The following is a 16,848-nucleotide window of genomic DNA, read 5'->3' as shown; positions in this document are numbered from 1 at the left end:
GGCGCTCTGGCGCACCGTGCTGGTGAGCTGCTCCATGCTCGCGGCCGTCTCCTCCAGGCTGCTGGCCGCCTGCTCGGTGCGCGCGCTCAGGTCCTGGTTGCCCGAGGCAATCTCCACCGACGCCGTGCTGATGCTGTCCGTCGCACTGCGCAGCTCGCGCATCATGCCGAGAAAGCGCAGGCGCATGCTTTCCACCTCGCGCACCAGGCGACCGATCTCGTCCTTGCGGTGGCTCACGAAGGCGTGGCTCAGGTCGCCCTGGGCCACCGTGGTCACGGCCTGGGTGAGTTCACCGAGCGGCTGGCTCACGTTGCGCCGCACCAGCAGGTAAAGCCCTCCACCGAGCAAGGCGGTGGTCAGCGCCAGCAAGGCCCACAGGGCGTACATGCCGTTCCAGTGGGAAGCCATGGCCTCGGCGTCGGACACCTCGGCAACAACCCACCACCCACCGGCAACGGACTCGCGCTTGCTGACCCACGGGTCGCGGATGTCGGTGTTGAACAAAGGCGTGGCTTTGCGCACAAAAGCCTGCGGCGATTCGCGCAGACTGGTGAGCATGGCGTCGGCAGCGGGGTTGACGTCGAGCACCTTCTTGCCCGCGGCAGTGGGATGCGAGACAAAAACCGCATCGGCATTGCTTGAGCGCGGATCGATGATGTAGGTGCCACCGCTCTCGAAGAAGCGGGCTTCATCCACCAGTTTGTCCAGCGAAGCCTGGAAGTCGGCGATGTCGAAGCCGATGAACAGGATGCCGACCACCTTGCCAGCTTCGTCGCGCAACGCTTCATAGTGCGTCATGTAGGGCTTGCCGAACAGCACGGCACGGCCGGTGTAGGCCTTGCCTTCGACCATGAGCGGATAGGCGGGGTGGTTGCGCGCGAGCAGGGTGCCCATCGCGCGCTCGCCGTTTTCCTTTTTCAGCGAGGTGCTCACGCGCTCGAAGTCGTCGCCCTTGCGCATGAAGATCGTGGCCACGCCGCCGTTGGTGCGGTTGAAGGTATCGACCTCGGAGAAATCGCCGTTGAGCAGCATTCCCCAACTCTTGAGCATGCCGGCAGAGGCATCGAGTTCGAATTTATCGGCGAACTTCTGGCGGAACGGCCGGTAGGCGCGGTCGGTCATCATGCGCGCGGTGGCGTCGAAGGCGTCAACCGAATTGGCCACGGAAGCGGCCTTGTCGCCAGCCGATTCGACCAGCCCATCGCGTGATCGGTTCTCGGCCACCACGGCCATGACACCACTGATGAGCAGCAACACGCCCGCGAGCATGGCCACGGAGAGCAGCGATACGCGGCGTGCAACGGATTGGGTGGAAAGCGATGGCGTGTTCATCGGTCAGCGTCTCGATTGAAGCGTGGGGAATTCATTGCAGGGCCTGAGTGGCATCCATCAGACCCATGTCCTGACTGGACATGAGGGCCTCGATGTCCATGAGGATCAGCATGCGTTCGCCCACGCTGGCGATGCCCGTGATGAAGCTGGTGTCCACGTTGGTGTTCATTTCGGGTGCCGGCTTGATCAGGTCACCCGCCAGCTCGAGCACGTCCGAGACCGAGTCGACCACCGCGCCCACGACGCGGCCCCGCACATTGAGCACGATGACCACGGTGAAGCCGTTGTATTCCACCTTGTCGCACCCCAGCTTGATGCGCAGGTCCACCACCGGCACGATCACGCCGCGCAGGTTCACCACGCCCTTGATGAACGACGGCGCATTGGCGATTCGGGTGGGCTCTTCATAAGAGCGGATCTCCTGCACGCGCAGGATGTCGATGCCGTATTCCTCGCCGCCGAGGCGGAAGGTCAGGAACTCGGCACTGCCTTTCTGGCTGGCGGCAGCGCGTGCGCTGTCCTGGCGTGCATTGGGATGGGTTTCGCGGCGCATGTCCATGGAGTCGGTCCTCGGTGATCGGGTTGGTCCATGGAATATCGACCACCCGGGACGAGGCTGAAGTCCGAAAAAACCGGACAAACCCTTCCCATTCGACCTCTGCGGGACTGACGCCAGTACCAAAGTACACACACGGGTGGCACACGCGGCCGGGCTTGTCGCCCCCGCGACCTCATGCGGCCCGGCGTCTGCGGGCTACAGCCCGCTGGCTCAGCTGGAAAAGCGGAACACCGCCGTGCTGGCCAGCAGGTTGGGCCAGGTGCGGATCTCGCGGCCTTCATGCAGGCCGAAGCTGTCCTCGATGGTGAGGCCGTTGCGCCGCGCCAGCACCTCGAAATCGGCATGGGTGCCCACGCGGATGTTGGGCGTGTCGTACCACTCATAGGGCAGGCGCTTGGTCACCGGCATGCGACCACGCAGCACGTGCAGGCGGTTGACCCAGTGCGCGAAGTTGGGAAAGGCCACCACGCCCAGACGACCCACACGCGCGGTTTCGCGCAGCATGGTCTCGGCGTTGCGCAGGTGTTGCAGCGTGTCGATCTGCAGCACCACGTCGAAAGCGTCGTCGCCAAACATGGTCAACCCGTCTTCCAGGTTGAGTTGCAGCACATTGACACCGCGTTTCATGCAGGCCAGCACCTTGGCGTCATCGATCTCCACACCGTAGCCGGTGCAGGCGCGTGTGGATTGCAGCAGGGCCAGCAGCGCGCCGTCGCCGCAACCCAGATCGAGCACGCGCGAGCCGGGAGGCACCAGCCGCGCGATGGAATTGAGGATGGTCAGCTCGCTCATGCCGCGACCCCCTTCAGCGTGCCCGCGACCGCCTGATCGAAATAGGCGCGCACGGTGCCAAGGTATCGGGGATCGTCGAGCAGGAACGCGTCGTGTCCATGCGGTGCATCGATCTCGGCATAACTCACCTCCCGGCGGTTGTCGAGCAGGGCTTTGACGATCTCGCGGCTGCGCGCGGGCGAGAAGCGCCAGTCGGTGGTGAAACTGACGAGGAAGAACCGGGCCTGCGCGCGGGCCAGGGCGGCAGTGAGGTCACCATCGAACTCGCGAGCGGGGTCGAAGTAATCCAGCGCGCGGGTGATCAACAGGTAGGTGTTGGCGTCGAAGTACTCGCTGAACTTGTCGCCCTGGTAGCGCAGGTAGCTTTCGATCTGGAACTCGACGTCCTGCGTGGTGTAGCGGTAGGCCAGTTCGGCCACTGCCGAGGGATCATCCGGGTTGCTCGATCGCAGACTGCGGCCGAACTTCTCATTCATCACATCGTCGCTCAGATAAGTGATGTGACCAATCATCCGCGCAATGCGCAGGCCGCGCCGAGGCAGCGTCTCGTGGCGGAGGTAGTGGCCGTCGTGAAAATCCGGGTCCGTGACGATGGCGCGCCTGGCCACCTCGTTGAACGCGATGTTCTCCGCCGTGAGGTTGGGCGCGCTGGCCACCACCACGGCGTGCCGCACCCGTTGCGGGTACTGCAGCGTCCACGAGAGCGTCTGCATGCCGCCCAGGCTGCCGCCCATGACCGCCGCCAGCGTTTCGATGCCCATCGCGTCCAGCAACCGCGCCTGGGCATCCACCCAGTCCTCGACGGTCACCACCGGGAAGTCCGCCCCCCAGGGCGAGCCCGTGGCGGGATTGGTGTGGGTAGGTCCGGTGGATCCAAAACAGGAGCCGAGGTTGTTGACGCCGATGACGAACCAGCGATCGGTGTCGACCGGTTTGCCGGGCCCGATCATGTTGTTCCACCAGCCCTCGCTGCGCGCCAGCGGCTGGCCATCGGGACCCGCATGCCAGCCGGCCACATGGTGCGACGCATTGAGCGCGTGGCAGATGAGCACCGCGTTCGAGCGGTCGGCGTTGAGCGTGCCGTAGGTTTCCACCACCAGCTCGTAGGCCGGCAACACCGCGCCACTGCGCAGGGACAACGGTTCGGTGAATTGGAACGTTTGGGGCGTGGCGATCAAGGCAATGTCCAGACCGGGCGCCAGGCGCCCAATAAAAATCCCGGTGCCGCCAAAAGCGAGACCGGGAATCTCCCCTTTAGCGGCATTTCTAAAGCGCCCGCAATTCGGATCAAATCGGCGCTGGGCAGGAGTATAAGTTGAAGCGGTCATTCCCGGGCGTCGGCACCAGTCTGGGGCGATGTTGTAACCGCGCATCGGGCCAATCGGTGCCTTGCACATCCTGAAAAATAGTTACTGTTTCCGCCGCATTCCGCGCATAATGGTCTGGCGAGTGCCCAAAACACTCGCTTTGACAAGTGATCGGTCGGTTTCGCGTGCTACAGGTTTTGTGTGCTAACGGGGCTCCATCGCTATTTTTATCAGTGTTATTAGGAGTCCCATCCATGGGCAACAAACTGTACGTGGGCAATCTGCCTTACACCGTGCGCGACGAAGACCTCCAGCAAGCTTTCAGCGCCTACGGCTCTGTCAACAGCGCCAAGGTCATGATGGAACGCGATACCGGCCGCTCCAAAGGCTTTGGTTTCGTCGAAATGGGCAGCGATGCCGAGGCACAGTCCGCCATTGAAGGCATGAACGGCCAGTCCCTGGGTGGTCGCAGCCTCGTGGTGAACGAAGCCCGTCCGATGGAAGCCCGTCCCCCTCGCAGCGGTGGCGGCGGCTTCGGTGGCGGCGGCCGCAGTGGTGGTGGCGGCTTCGGCGGCGGCGGTGGTGGCGAAGGCGGTTTCCGCAGCCCCTACGGCGGCGGCGGCCGTCGTGACGGTGGTGGCGGTGGTGGCCGCGGCGGTTACTGATCGCCCGCAACCGTCGGCCTGAACCAGCGCGGAGCGCTCGTTCCACAGCAGACAACAAAAGCCCTGTGGCCTTGCCGCAGGGCTTTTTTCATTTCGGCGTCGTCTGCCGATGCTTGCGCGGGCGGCCCGAGAGCAGGCGATCGAACAGCGCGTTGGGCAGCAGGCGAAGCAGCTTGGCCACCACGCCCATCTGCCAGGGAATCACGCGGTAGCTCGTGCGCACCTTGATGGCTGTGAAAGCTCGATCGGCAAAAGTTTCTGCGCGGAGCAGGAAGGGCATGGCGTAGCGGTTCTGGCGCGTCAGAGGCGTGTCCACGTAACCCGGCAGCAGCGTGACCACCGCCACGCCAGTGCCGCGCAACTCGCCACGCAGGCTCTCGCAATAGGCCACCACCGCAGCCTTGCTCGCGCAGTAGGCAGCGTGTCCCGGCAAGCCACGGATGGCCGCGACACTGGCAATGCCCACCAGTGCACCACTGCCGCGCGCGGTCATGCCGGCCACAAAGGGGTGGAAGGTGGCGGCCAGACCAATGTTGTTGGTGCCGAAGAGGCGAGCCATCATGTCGATGTCTTCCCTCACGGCGGTGTCCATGCCAATGCTCACGCCCGCATTGGCGATGACGACGTCGGGCACGCCCTGATTCGCCAGGCAGGCATGGCCGGCTGCGACGATGCTGTCCGTATCGGCCACGTCGGCGCCGTAAACGCGGCATTGCGCACCGTCAAAACCTTGTGAATCGGCCCAGGCCTGCATCTCGGCGGTGCGACGTGCCACCAGCGCCAGCCGGTAGCCATCGCGCGCGAAGCGAGCGGCCATGGCCTGGCCAATGCCGCTGGAGGCGCCGGTGATGAAGACCAGCGGGCGGCTGGGCAGCGAGGTTTCGGGTGTGCTCATCGGGGTTCCATTCGAACCTTGACGCGACCTTTGAAGTTCGCCACGCGTTCGTCGCCCACGTAGTTCAGGGTGTCTGCCTGCAGGCGATCGGTTCCGCGCAAAAGCGTGACGGGCTTGTCCGAGACAACGCGCTCAGGCGCTGTGTAGATGTGGAGGAATTCGCCACGAAACTCCAGGCGTGGCACGGCTTCGCCGCTGGCGTTCACGCCCGCTTCGCGCACCACCACGGCGTTGCCTTCGAGCACGAACTCGGTGTTGTCACCGTTGGTGGTGATCAATCGGGCGCTGGCCAGCGTGGGCAGGCCATTGAGGCCGACATGGCGGATTCGGCCGTTATCGATCTCCACCGTGTCACTGGCAGGGTAGTGGCGCGCCTCCACACCGGTCAACTCGGTCTTGAGGATGCCGACGGCGTCGAACACCTTCACCGAGAAGCGGCGCATGAAGTAGTCGGGCTCAGTGCTCACGGGGCGATCCACCTCGGGCAATTCAGCCACGGGCGTGGCACGCAACAGCCAGTAGGACGCCAGCGCAAGCAGCCCCATCAACAGCACGGGCAGGTAGATGGAGAGGCTGTCGAGCCACTTGCGCTTTCGCCGTGGCGCGCGCGGCACGGTGGCCGTGTTATCGACGTCGTCGAAGAAATCCAGGGGATCGGTCGTGCTCACCGCGAGGCTGCCTCCAGCTCACGGGCGTAGGCGCCACTGGCCACGAGCAGCAAGTCGCAGACATCGCGCACCGCACCAGCGCCCGGCGTTCTTTGCGGGATGAAGTGCGCGATGGCGAGCACCTCGGCATGCGCGGTGGATGGCGCACAGGCAAGCGCCGCGCGACGCATCAGGGGAAGGTCGGGCCAGTCGTCTCCCATGGCAGCGGTGGCACTCCAGTCCAGACCGAGTTCGGCCAGGATGGCCTCGGCCGCAGGCGCCTTGTCTTCGGTACCCAGGCGCACATGCTCGACGCCGAGGGCGCCCAAGCGCAGGCGCAGCGCGGCGGAGTCGCGTCCGCTGATCACCGCAGGCGTGATCCCGGCTCGCTGCAGCAGTTTGATGCCATGGCCGTCGAGTGTGTGAAAACGCTTGAGCGTCTCGCCGGCCTCGCTGATGTAGAGGCCACCGTCGGTGAGCACGCCGTCCACGTCGAAGAAGGCCACACGCACTGGCTGTGCCCGCAGCAACAGCGTCGGTGAGAATTCGAGCACCGGGCGCAGGGGCGTCATATGACCTTCGCCCTCATCAGGTCGTTGCTGTTGAGCGCACCCAGGAGCCGGCCGGCGTCGTCGACGACGAGCACGCTGGTGATGCGGCTGGTCTCCATCAGGCCGGCGGCCTCGACTGCGAGGGCACTGGCGTGGACGGTGCGGGGGTTGGCGTGCATCACATCGCGCGCGCGCAGCGAACGCAGGTCGGCGCTGCTGCCGGTTTTCTCGATCAGTCGGCGCAGGTCACCATCGGTGAAAACGCCTTGCACCTGACCTTCGTCATCGACCACGGCGCTCATGCCCAGGCCCTTGGCGCTGATCTCGCGCATGAGGTCCATGAGGCTGGTGTCCAGACCGACACGCGGCGCGTCGGCTCCACCACGCATCACGTCGCTCACGTGGGTGAGCAGTTTGCGACCGAGCGAGCCCCCAGGATGGGAGCGGGCAAAGTCATCGGCTTTGAAACCACGCGCATCCAGCAGGGCAACAGCCAACGCATCGCCCAGGGCGAGTTGGGCGGTGGTGCTGGCGGTGGGCGCAAGGTTGTGCGGGCAGGCTTCTTTCTCGACCGAGGTGTCAAGCACCACATCGGCGTGGCGACCGAGTGTGGAATCGGCCCGACCGGTGAGTGCCACCAGGGGCACACCCATGCGCTTGATCAGCGGCAGGATGGCGGTGAGCTCCTCGCTCTCGCCGCTGTTGCTGATGCCCAGCACCAGATCGACGCCAGTGATCATGCCCAGGTCGCCGTGGCTCGCCTCGGCCGGGTGGACGAACAGGGCGGGCGTTCCGGTGGAGGCGAGGGTGGCCGCGATCTTTCGACCGATATGCCCACTCTTGCCCATGCCCATGACCACCACGCGGCCCGTCACAGCCAGCATGCGTTCCACCGCGTGGGCAAAGGAAACGTCCAGGCGCTGCGCCAATGTGCCGACCGCCTGCGCCTCGATGTCGAGGGTTTCCCGGCCGAGAGCCTGGGCGCGGGCGGGATCAAAAGTGGGCGGCAGCGACATGCCGAAGATTATCGCCGCCGACATGACCCGCTCGACCGGGCACGCCAAGTAACATCACCACCCGATGAACTCACTGGACATCGCCCTGCTGTACCTCCTGGCCGCCGTGCTGGGGGTGGTGGGTTGCCGCATGCTGCGTCTGCCGCCGATGCTGGGCTATCTGCTGGTGGGTGTGCTGATCGGCCCCAACGCGCTGGCGCTGGCGCAGGAATCGGGCGGTGTGCGCTACCTGGCCGAGTTCGGCGTGGTGTTCCTGATGTTCGTGATCGGACTCGAGTTCAACCTGCCGAAGTTGCGCGCCATGCGGCGGCACGTTTTCGGGCTGGGGATGTCGCAGGTGGTGCTCACCGTCCTGATCACCACCGCGGCCTCGCTGTCGCTGACGCTGTTGCTGCCCACCTGGTGGGACGTCCGCTGGCAGACGGCACTGGCGCTTGGTGGTGTGATGGCGATGAGCAGCACCGCCATCGTGATCAAGATGGTGGCAGAGCGCCTGGAACTGGAATCCGAGCACGGCAAGCGGGTGCTGGGCATCCTGCTGCTGCAGGATCTGGCGGTGGTGCCCTTGCTGGTGATCATTCCCGCCCTGGCCGCCGAACCCGAAGACCTGCTGATCGCGCTGGCCTGGGCCACCCTGAAAGCCGTGCTGTTGCTGGGTTTGCTGCTCACGGGAGGGCAGAAGCTGATGCGGTGGTGGCTCACGATGGTGGCCAGGCGCAAGAGCGACGAGCTCTTCATGCTCAACCTGCTGCTGATCACGCTCGGCCTGGCCTGGCTGACCGAACACGCCGGGCTCTCGCTCGCGCTGGGTGCGTTCGTGGCTGGCATGCTGATTTCGGAGACCGAGTTCAAACACCAGGTGGAGACCGACATCCGACCCTTCCACGATGTGCTGCTCGGCCTGTTCTTCATCACCATCGGCATGATGCTGGACTGGCGTCTGGTGCTGGACCGCTGGCCGCTGGTGCTGCTGCTGTTGTCGGTGTCGGTGGTCTTCAAGCTGGTACTCATCACCGGCATCACGCGCGCGCTGGGGGCGCCTATGGGCGTGGCGCTGCGCACCGGTCTCTACCTGGCGCAGGCGGGCGAATTCGGCCTGGTGCTGCTCACGCTGGCCGGCAAGAACAACCTCGTGCCACCGCAACTGTTCAACCCCATCCTGGCCAGCATGGTCATCTCCATGCTGCTCACGCCCTTCGCGATCCTGTACGCCAACGCCATCGTCATCCGGCTGGTGGGCAGCGACTGGCTGATGCAGTCGGTGCAGATGACCAGCATCGCACGCAAGGCGATCAACGCCGACAAGCACGTCATCATCTGTGGCTATGGACGCTGCGGCCAGAATCTGGCGCGCTTGCTGGAGGCAGAAGCCATTCCCTACATGGCGCTGGACCTGGACCCCGACCGCGTGCGCCAGGCCGCAGCCGCCGGACATTCGGTGGTGTTCGGCGACGCAGCGCGTCTGCAGGCCCTGATGGCCGCCGGGCTGCATCGCGCCAGCGCCGTGGTCGTGACCTACCTGGACACCGCGAGCGCGCTCAAGGTGCTGCGCCACACGCACGAGCAGGCCGCTCACGTGCCGGTGGTGGTGCGCACGGTGGACGATGTGGACCTGGAGAAACTGCGCGCGGCCGGTGCCACCGAGGTGGTGCCCGAAGCCATCGAGGCCAGCCTCATGCTGGCCAGCCACGCGCTCGCGCTGGTGGGCGTGCCAATGCGGCGCGTGATCCGGGTGGTGCAGGACCAGCGGGACGCGCGCTACAACCTGCTGCGAGGCTACTTTCACGGTGCGGACGACGATGGAGCCGACGAGATCGACCACGAGCGGCTCAACACCGTGACCTTGCCCGCCGGCGGGCGCAACGTCGGCAAGACCCTGGAATCGCTGGCCCTGCATGCCATCGGCGTGCGGGTGGTCAGCTTGCGCCGGGCGAGCGGGCGCGCCCAGGCGGTTGACGACGACGTCGCGCTGGAGGGCGGCGACACCGTCGTCATCAGCGGCAGAGCGCCGGCCCTGGCGCTGGCTGAAGAAAAGCTGCTGTCCGGTTGAGGCTTTGGGTTCTCAAGCCCTGTACGAACCAGGGGATATTGAGAACCTCAAGTTCGTTTTATTACCCATCAGTCTGTATGCTCGGCGGTTTTCAACCGCTCAGGAGCCACGACATGATGGATCGCCGACTGTTTCTCGGGGCCGGTTTCGCCGGCGCTACCGCGCTGACCTTTTCCTCGGTCTTATCTCAGACCACCCCCAACCTGGGTGCACCCGTGCTGCCCACCCCGGGTTTCCGGAAGATGAAGCTGGGGACCATGGAGATCATTGCGCTCAACGACGGTGCCTTGCGCCGCCCGCTGGGCGAAGAATTCGTGCGCAACGCGCCGCTGGAACAGGTCAAGGCCATGCTGGCCTCGCAGAGCCTGCCCACCGACTACGTGGACATTCCTTTCACGGCCTTCCTCGTGGTCAGCGGTGAAAACCGTTTCCTGATCGACACTGGCTTCGCGGACAACGGCCCACCCACCACCGGACGCCTTCGCACCAACCTCGCCGCGGCGGGCTACAAGCCCGAAGACATCAACCACGTCATCCTGAGCCACTACCACGGCGACCACATCAACGGCTTGCGCGCGAAGGATGGATCGTTGGTGTTTCCGCGCGCGAAGGTTCATGTGCCAGCGCCGGAGCACGCGTTCTGGATGGACGACGCACGCATGAACGCCGCACCCCCCGCGATGCAGGGTGGTTTCCAGGCCGTGCGCCGGGTGCTCGGCGGCCTGCCCGCAGAACAGCTGGTACGCTTCGAACCGGGCGCCGAGCTGGCGCCAGGCATCACTTCGTCGGCTGCATTCGGCCACACGCCGGGAATGAGCGTTTTCACTGTTCGCTCAGAAGGACAATTGTTCATGTACGTGGCCGACGTGACGAACGTGCCTTCTCTGTTTGCCCGCAGTCCGGACTGGGCGGTGGCGTTCGACATGGACGCTGAGATGGCTCGGCAGACGCGCCGACGGGTGTTCGACATGCTGGTGAAGGAGAAGACGGTGGCCGGTGGTTTCCACTTTCCCTTTCCCGCGTTCGGCACGATGGAAGCAGCCGGCAACGGCTACCAGTTCAAACCCATGGCCTGAGCAGGGTCGCCATGGTCTCCCGCCCCGGCCTTTGCGCCGGGGTTTTTTTTGCCCAAAGGGCGGCGCCCATAATGGCGCCTGCTCGACGGAAAACCCCTATGGACCACGCCACCTACCTCAAGGAACACATCCGCACCGTGCCCGACTGGCCTGCGCCGGGCGTGCAGTTTCGCGACATCACGCCCCTGCTACAGGACCCGACGGTGTTCCGCACGCTGATCGACACCTTCGTGAACCGGTACAAGGAAGCGGCGCTCCGGCCGACGGTGGTGGCGGGGCTCGACGCGCGCGGTTTCATCATCGGCTCGGTGGTCGCCTACCAGCTGGGCGTGGGCTTCGTGCCCATCCGAAAAAAGGGCAAGCTGCCCTTCACCACGGTGGAAGAAACCTACGAACTGGAGTACGGCAGCGCCACGGTGGAACTGCACACCGACGCCGTGCGGTCCGGCGACCGCGTTGTGCTCATCGACGACCTGATCGCCACCGGCGGCACGATGATGGCGGGGTGCCGCCTGCTGGAAAAACTCGGCGCCGACGTGATCGAGGGCGCGGCCATCGTGGACCTGCCCGAACTCGGTGGCTCCGAGAAGCTGCGCGCCTCGGGCCTGAAGCTGTTCACGCTGGTGGATTTCGCCGGGCACTGAACGCACCGGCAGGTGCAGGCTCAGAGCTTGCCGTGCTGCGTTTCGCTCAAGGCAGCGAAATCGCTGTGCGACTCGGGTACCGGCAATTGCGCGTCGGGGGCCGCGCGGTACGGTGGCGTGGCCACGCTCTGCAACGCACGACGAAACGCCGCCACTTCGTCATCGCCCACCACCTGCGCCGGCTCGCGCGAAGGTGGCGAGATTTCCGGCTTTGGAATGGCTGTGGGACTGGGAATCGGCATCGGCCGTGAAGGCGACGGCGGCACCGTGCCCGGGGTCATCAGCACGGTTTCGCGGCGCGTCTGCGCGGACACGGCGGCCTTGAGCGCCATGCCCACCTGATCGTGCACGGCCTTGCGGCGCCAGTAGACCGAGCGGATGTCCATCTCGTGCCGGGTCTTTGCGCTCTGCTGGATCCAGCGCTCGATCTCGAGCAGGTACTCGTCGGGCATGGCCTGGGCCGGCAGGGCCAGGTCGATCAGCACCAGGAAAGTGTCACCCGTTGCGTCCAGCGTGAGCACCTTGAATTCGTAGCTGGTGGAGAGCACACCAGCGCGAATGAGCGACTCGCGCACCACGGAGAACAACTGCTCGCGTCGCAGGATGCGGCGACCCCGGCGCGGTGAGATCAGCGGCAACGTGGTCTGGCTGAATTTGTTGCGGGCTCGGGTGAAGCCCCCCTTGCCGGTCAGTGCGGTTTTCCGGGCTTGCCACCAACTCGTCAAGGTCATGAACAGCGTTTGCGCAGGGGAAACGCGCAGAAAAGGTTGATAGGAGGACATGCCGGGCTCAGGTCACCGCGACCCGCTTGGGCCGGTTGTACATGCGCCGCGCCAGCACGGCCGACATGGCCACTGCAAGCTCGAGTGCGATCTCGGGGTGACGGGAAGAAAGCTCGCGAAAACGCAGCGGCGTCAGGCACCACAGGCGGCAGTCGCTGCCGGCGTGCACCGTGGCGCTGCGCGGCAGATGGCTGTAGAACGCACCTTCGCCCAGCAGCGAGCCCGAACCGACCACGGCGATGCGCACGCGCTCGCGCGAATCCTCGTAATGCACGGTGAGCGTGCCGCTCTCCACGAAGTAGACGGTGCGGTCCTTCACGCCCTGCTCGATCAGCACCTGCCCTTGCTGCAAAGCCACCGGCTGCAGGTAGTTGGCGAGCATCGGCCACTGGCTGTCGTTGAGATTCAGGGGCACGGCATCCAGCGCGCTGGAGAGGCGCATGGAATTGGCCAGGCCTTGAATGTCAAAGCGCACGGAGGCGGGGAGCTGGGCGTTCATTCGGTCACGTTAACCGCCTTGCCCACCCGCACGCAAGCGGAGTCTTACCCCTGCTTACAGTTGAACTCCGGGCGGTGCGAGAGCCACCGTGAACGGTGCCCTGCGATCACTTGCCGATGCAAAAACGCGAAAAGATTTCGCCCAGCAAGTCGTCGGCGGTGAACTCACCGGTGATTTCACCCAGCGCCTGTTGCGCCAGACGCAACTCTTCGGCCAGCAAGTCCAGGTGCTCGGCACGTGCGGCCAGCAGCTCATGCGCAGCCTGCAAATGCTCCTGCACCCGCTTGAGCGCCTGCAAGTGACGCTCACGGGCCATGAAAAGGCCATCGCCCGGCTGCTCCCAGCCCGCGATCTCCAGCAGGCGGCGGCGCAAGGTCTCCAGCCCCGCGCCGTGTTTCGCCGAGATGGCCAGCGCATCGACCCCGCCAGCCAGCACGGCGCCCAGCGTGGCGGCGTCGCACTGGTCCTGCTTGTTCCACACCTGCAGCACCGGCACGCCTGAGGGCAGTTGCAAAGCAATGGCGGCATCGGCCGAGCGGTACACCGCGTCGGCGTTGCGGCTCAGGTCGTGCACGAACAACACCGCGTCGGCACGCTGAATGCGATCCCAGGCGCGCTCGATACCGATCTTCTCCACCTCGCCCACATCCGGGCTGTCGCGCAGGCCGGCGGTGTCGATCACGTGCAGCGGGACGCCCTCGATCTGGATGGTCTGCTGCACCACGTCGCGCGTGGTACCTGCCACCGGCGTGACGATCGCCAGCTCGGCACCGGCCAGCGCATTGAGCAGCGAACTCTTGCCCGCATTGGGTTGCCCCGCGATCACCACCTGCAGGCCATCGCGCAAGAGCGCACCCTGGCGCGCCTGCGCCTGCACACCGGCCAGCGACTGCTGCAGTTGTTGCAACTGCCCGCTGGCGTCGGCCTTCTTCAGGAAATCGATCTCTTCCTCGGGAAAATCCAGCGTGGCTTCCACCAGCATGCGCAGGTTCACCAGCGCGTCGCGCAACGCATGCACGCGACTGGAGAACGCACCCGCCAGCGAACGCGAAGCGCTGCGCGCCGCCGCCTCGGTGCTCGCGTCGATCAGATCCGCCACGGCCTCGGCCTGCGCCAGGTCCAGTTTGTCGTTCAGGAACGCGCGCTCGGTGAACTCGCCCGCGCGCGCCACGCGCAGGTGAGGCAACACCTCACCACCCACCTCCAGGCAGCGCGCCAGCAGCAACTGCAACACCACGGGCCCACCATGGCCTTGCAGCTCCAGCACGTCTTCTCCGGTGTAGGACTGCGGCCCCGGAAACCACAAGGCCAGACCCTGGTCGATCGCCTGTCCTGCCGCATCGGGAAATGGCAGATAAGTCGCCTCGCGCGGCTGCAACGACCGCCCCAGCAATCCCTGAACCAGCGGTCCCAATCCCCGCCCGGAAACGCGAACGATGCCCACCCCACCCCGACCAGGCGCCGTGGCAATGGCAACGATGGCATCACGCGAAGCAGCAAGCATAGGAGGCGAGCATAAAAGACGAAGGGCCTGCAAGGCAGGCCCGGACCGGAGAAAGAGGACTTCACCAGAGACACCGAGGGTCCGGCTCCGCCGGCCCCAGGTGTCGTCCCCCCCTCCAGGGGGGAAGCCGCGTCAGCGGCGCAGGGGGGTCACGTGAACTTCGGCATGCTGAATTTCAGCGGCACACCCATGCTCTTGTTGATCACGGCCTGCTGCGCGATCGTCAGCACGTTGTTAGTGATCCAGTACAGCACCAGGCCGGACGGGAAGAAGAAGAACATGACCGAGAACATCAGCGGCATCAGCCACATCAGCTTGGCCTGCAGCGGATCGGGCGGCAGCGGGTTGAGCGCGGTCTGGATCATGGTGGTCACAGCCATGACCAGCGGCAGGATGTAGTACGGATCGGGCGAAGACAGATCGGTGATCCACAGTTGCCAGGGCGCATTGCGCATTTCGACGCTGGAGAGCAGCACCCAGTAGAGTGCAATGAACACCGGGATCTGAACGAGGATGGGGAAGCAGCCGCCCAGCGGGTTGACCTTTTCCTCGCGGTACATCTTCATCATTTCCTGCTGCATGGCCTGTGGGTTGCCCTTGAGGCGCTCACGCATTTCCATGATGCGCGGATTGATCTTCTTCATCTTGGCCATGCTGCGGTAGGCGCTGGCATTGAGCCAGTAGAACGCCGCCTTGATCAGCACCACCAGCAACACGATGGCCCAGCCCCAGTTGCCCACATAGCCGTGGATCTTTTCCAGCAGCCAGTACAGCGGCTTGGCCAGGATGGTCAGCCAGCCGTAGTCCTTGACCAGTTCCAGGCCAGGCGCAATGGTCTCCAGCACCTTCTCTTCCTGCGGACCAACGAACAGGCGCGATTCCACCGTCTGGCTCTGCCCCGGGGCGATGGCGGGCAGGCTGCTGATGCTGCCGACCGCGAACAGGTTCTTGTCGACCTGGCGCACGAAGTTCTCCCGCGCCAGGCCATCGGCCAGCACCCAGGCAGAAGCGAAGTAATGCTGCACCATGGCCACGTAGCCGTCGCTCGTGTTCTTGACGAACTCGGTCTTGTTCTTCTCGATGTCGGCGAACTCGACCTTCTGGTACTTCTTCTCGGTGGTGTAGACCGCCGGGCCGGTGAAGGTGGAATAGAAGGGCGTCTCGCTGCTGAGCTTGCTGCCGTCGCGCACCAGTTGCAGATACAGCTGCGGGCTCACCGGCTGACCACCGAGGTTCTGCACCTCGTGCCTGACGTCGATGTCGTAACGACCGCGCTGCAGCGTGTAGGTCTTGACCAGCTTCACGCCACCGACCTCGGCCGATTCGAAACGCACCTGCAGTTCGTTGCGACCTTCGGCCAGCGTGGTGTCGCCGCTGACGAGTGTCATCGGCGTCTTGTGTGTGGGGAAGCTGCCGCCGATCAGGCCGGTCTGGGCCACGTAGATGCGGTCCCCACTCTGCGTGAGCAAGGTGAAGGGTTGTTCCGTCTGGTCCTTGCTCTGGCGCGTGGCCTCGGCATGCTTGAGCAGTTGGGCGCCAATCAGCGAACCACCTTCGCTGTTGAACACGAGCTTCAACACGTCGGTGCTGATCTCGTGCCGCTGCGCCACCGCGCCCGGAGCGCCACCAGGGGCCTCGCCGGTTGCAGACGAAGGCGTGCCCTGGGTCGTTGCCATGGGCAGGCTGGCGTCGGCTGCAGCGGGTGCGCCATTGGTTGCTGCGGGTGCGCTCACTGGCGCCGATCCCGGGAAGAAGGTGGGCTTGTGACCATTGTGGATCTGCCACTTGTCCCAGATCAGCACCATGGAAAGACCAAAAACCACCCACAGGATGGACCGACGGATGTCATTCATGACGGGTTCTTCTTTTCGCAGGAAGGAGAAATCAGGCTGGTGAAAAAGGTGCCCGTCGATTCGGGCACCGGGTCGTGGCCGCCCTCACACCAGGGATGGCAACGCACCAGACGTTTGAGGGTGAGCACGCTGCCACCCAGGGCACCATGGCGCTCGAGGGCACCCATCGCATAGACCGAGCAGGAAGGCTCGAACCGGCAACCGTTGCCCAACCAGGGGCTGAGCAGCAGGCGGTACCCCTTGACCAGACCGACGAGGGCCTGTCGCGGCCAGTCAGACAGCATGGCGCGCCTCCACGGGCACCAGCGTGCGTGCCAACAGCTGCTCCAGCTCGGCACGCACCGCGCGCTTCAAGGGCTCGGACGTGGCGCTGACGAACTGCTGCCGGCTGAACTCGCTGCGCAGTCGCACGACCAATGCCGCATGGGGCAACTTGTCGGCGCGATGGCGGGCCACTTCATAGATCTGGCGGCGAATGGCGTTGCGCGTGACCGCTCGGTGCGCCCAGCGCTTGGGCAGCAACACACCCAGCCAGGCATCGGCCACGGGAAACAAGGCCCGCCCCTCGTGTGCGCTGGAGAGCGCAGCTCGGTGCAAGGCAAAGTGGGGGGTCTTGGCCACGGGGGCTCCCGCCATGACGGCCTGGAACTGTTGCCGGGACCGCAGCCGCTGGATC

At 65.2% G+C, this 16,848-nt stretch carries 18 protein-coding genes and 1 riboswitch; of the genes, 4 read left to right on the top strand and 14 right to left on the bottom strand.

The features are described 5' to 3' along the window. The 4 genes from ACTIF6_RS23345 to metX form a co-directional block, all read right to left on the bottom strand. On the bottom strand, positions 1-1,332 hold a 1,332-nt coding region (locus ACTIF6_RS23345), incomplete at its 3' end, for a Cache 3/Cache 2 fusion domain-containing protein (RefSeq protein ID WP_439590139.1). Positions 1,333-1,363: 31 nt separating this feature from the next. Continuing rightward, positions 1,364-1,891, bottom strand: coding sequence for a chemotaxis protein CheW (locus ACTIF6_RS23340; RefSeq protein WP_439590138.1), 528 nt, complete (start codon positions 1,889-1,891; stop codon positions 1,364-1,366). Between the two features lie 210 nt (positions 1,892-2,101). Beyond that, positions 2,102-2,683 carry a methionine biosynthesis protein MetW gene (metW, locus tag ACTIF6_RS23335; RefSeq protein WP_428288685.1) on the bottom strand — a complete coding sequence of 194 codons (582 nt, stop codon included), beginning with the start codon at positions 2,681-2,683 and terminating at the stop codon, positions 2,102-2,104. Then, positions 2,680-3,867 carry a homoserine O-succinyltransferase MetX gene (metX, locus tag ACTIF6_RS23330; protein ID WP_439590141.1) on the bottom strand — a complete coding sequence of 396 codons (1,188 nt, stop codon included), beginning with the start codon at positions 3,865-3,867 and terminating at the stop codon, positions 2,680-2,682. The genes metW and metX overlap by 4 nt, the downstream gene beginning before the upstream one ends. A 49-nt stretch (positions 3,868-3,916) precedes the next feature. After that, positions 3,917-3,992, bottom strand: a riboswitch (SAM riboswitch). A gap of 252 nt (positions 3,993-4,244) precedes the next feature. Between metX and ACTIF6_RS23325 the strand changes: the two genes are divergently transcribed. Further along, a complete protein-coding gene (locus ACTIF6_RS23325; protein ID WP_439590137.1) occupies positions 4,245-4,655 on the top strand; it encodes an RNA recognition motif domain-containing protein in 411 nt (136 codons plus the stop codon). Between the two features lie 88 nt (positions 4,656-4,743). On the opposite strand, the gene ACTIF6_RS23320 is transcribed toward ACTIF6_RS23325, so the two are convergent. Genes ACTIF6_RS23320 through ACTIF6_RS23305 form a run of 4 tightly spaced genes read right to left on the bottom strand, consistent with a single transcriptional unit; the run spans position 4,744 to position 7,788 of the window. Beyond that, a complete protein-coding gene (locus ACTIF6_RS23320; protein WP_439590136.1) occupies positions 4,744-5,550 on the bottom strand; it encodes an SDR family oxidoreductase in 807 nt (268 codons plus the stop codon). After that, positions 5,547-6,218 (bottom strand): LPS export ABC transporter periplasmic protein LptC, encoded by a 672-nt coding sequence (lptC, locus tag ACTIF6_RS23315; RefSeq protein WP_439590135.1) that lies wholly within the window; start codon positions 6,216-6,218, stop codon positions 5,547-5,549. The genes ACTIF6_RS23320 and lptC overlap by 4 nt, the downstream gene beginning before the upstream one ends. Further along, a complete protein-coding gene (locus ACTIF6_RS23310) occupies positions 6,215-6,769 on the bottom strand; it encodes a KdsC family phosphatase (RefSeq protein WP_439590134.1) in 555 nt (184 codons plus the stop codon). Before ACTIF6_RS23310 ends, lptC begins: the two co-directional genes overlap by 4 nt. Continuing rightward, a complete protein-coding gene (locus tag ACTIF6_RS23305) occupies positions 6,766-7,788 on the bottom strand; it encodes a KpsF/GutQ family sugar-phosphate isomerase (RefSeq protein WP_439590133.1) in 1,023 nt (340 codons plus the stop codon). Before ACTIF6_RS23305 ends, ACTIF6_RS23310 begins: the two co-directional genes overlap by 4 nt. A 40-nt stretch (positions 7,789-7,828) precedes the next feature. Here ACTIF6_RS23305 and ACTIF6_RS23300 point away from each other — a divergent pair, with 40 nt between their 5' ends. The 3 genes from ACTIF6_RS23300 (at position 7,829) to ACTIF6_RS23290 (ending at position 11,534) form a co-directional block, all read left to right on the top strand. Continuing rightward, positions 7,829-9,814, top strand: coding sequence for a cation:proton antiporter domain-containing protein (locus ACTIF6_RS23300; RefSeq protein ID WP_439590132.1), 1,986 nt, complete (start codon positions 7,829-7,831; stop codon positions 9,812-9,814). 113 nt (positions 9,815-9,927) lie between these two features. Continuing rightward, positions 9,928-10,890, top strand: a complete 963-nt coding sequence (locus ACTIF6_RS23295) for an MBL fold metallo-hydrolase (protein WP_439590131.1) — start codon at positions 9,928-9,930, stop codon at positions 10,888-10,890. 98 nt (positions 10,891-10,988) lie between these two features. Then, positions 10,989-11,534, top strand: a complete 546-nt coding sequence (locus tag ACTIF6_RS23290) for an adenine phosphoribosyltransferase (RefSeq protein ID WP_439590130.1) — start codon at positions 10,989-10,991, stop codon at positions 11,532-11,534. Positions 11,535-11,554: 20 nt separating this feature from the next. On the opposite strand, the gene ACTIF6_RS23285 is transcribed toward ACTIF6_RS23290, so the two are convergent. From ACTIF6_RS23285 to ACTIF6_RS23260, 6 genes are all read right to left on the bottom strand, one after another. Continuing rightward, entirely contained in the window at positions 11,555-12,316 is a 762-nt protein-coding gene (locus tag ACTIF6_RS23285; RefSeq protein ID WP_439590129.1) for a hypothetical protein, read from the bottom strand. A gap of 7 nt (positions 12,317-12,323) precedes the next feature. Further along, complete coding sequence (locus tag ACTIF6_RS23280) at positions 12,324-12,815, bottom strand: Crp/Fnr family transcriptional regulator (protein ID WP_439520601.1); 492 nt, start codon at positions 12,813-12,815, stop codon at positions 12,324-12,326. Positions 12,816-12,921: 106 nt separating this feature from the next. Further along, positions 12,922-14,319 (bottom strand): tRNA uridine-5-carboxymethylaminomethyl(34) synthesis GTPase MnmE, encoded by a 1,398-nt coding sequence (gene mnmE / locus ACTIF6_RS23275; RefSeq protein WP_439590128.1) that lies wholly within the window; start codon positions 14,317-14,319, stop codon positions 12,922-12,924. Between the two features lie 149 nt (positions 14,320-14,468). Further along, positions 14,469-16,172, bottom strand: coding sequence for a membrane protein insertase YidC (gene yidC, locus ACTIF6_RS23270; protein ID WP_439590127.1), 1,704 nt, complete (start codon positions 16,170-16,172; stop codon positions 14,469-14,471). Then, complete coding sequence (yidD, locus tag ACTIF6_RS23265; protein WP_439590126.1) at positions 16,169-16,456, bottom strand: membrane protein insertion efficiency factor YidD; 288 nt, start codon at positions 16,454-16,456, stop codon at positions 16,169-16,171. Before yidD ends, yidC begins: the two co-directional genes overlap by 4 nt. Next, complete coding sequence (locus ACTIF6_RS23260; protein ID WP_439590140.1) at positions 16,446-16,847, bottom strand: ribonuclease P protein component; 402 nt, start codon at positions 16,845-16,847, stop codon at positions 16,446-16,448. Before ACTIF6_RS23260 ends, yidD begins: the two co-directional genes overlap by 11 nt. Between the last annotated feature and the right edge of the window lies 1 nt (position 16,848).

Source organism: Hydrogenophaga sp. (assembly GCF_051860785.1).
Classification (GTDB): domain Bacteria; phylum Pseudomonadota; class Gammaproteobacteria; order Burkholderiales; family Burkholderiaceae_C; genus Hydrogenophaga.
Note: the sequence above shows the minus strand (reverse complement) of the source record. Positions and strands in the feature narration are given on the sequence as shown.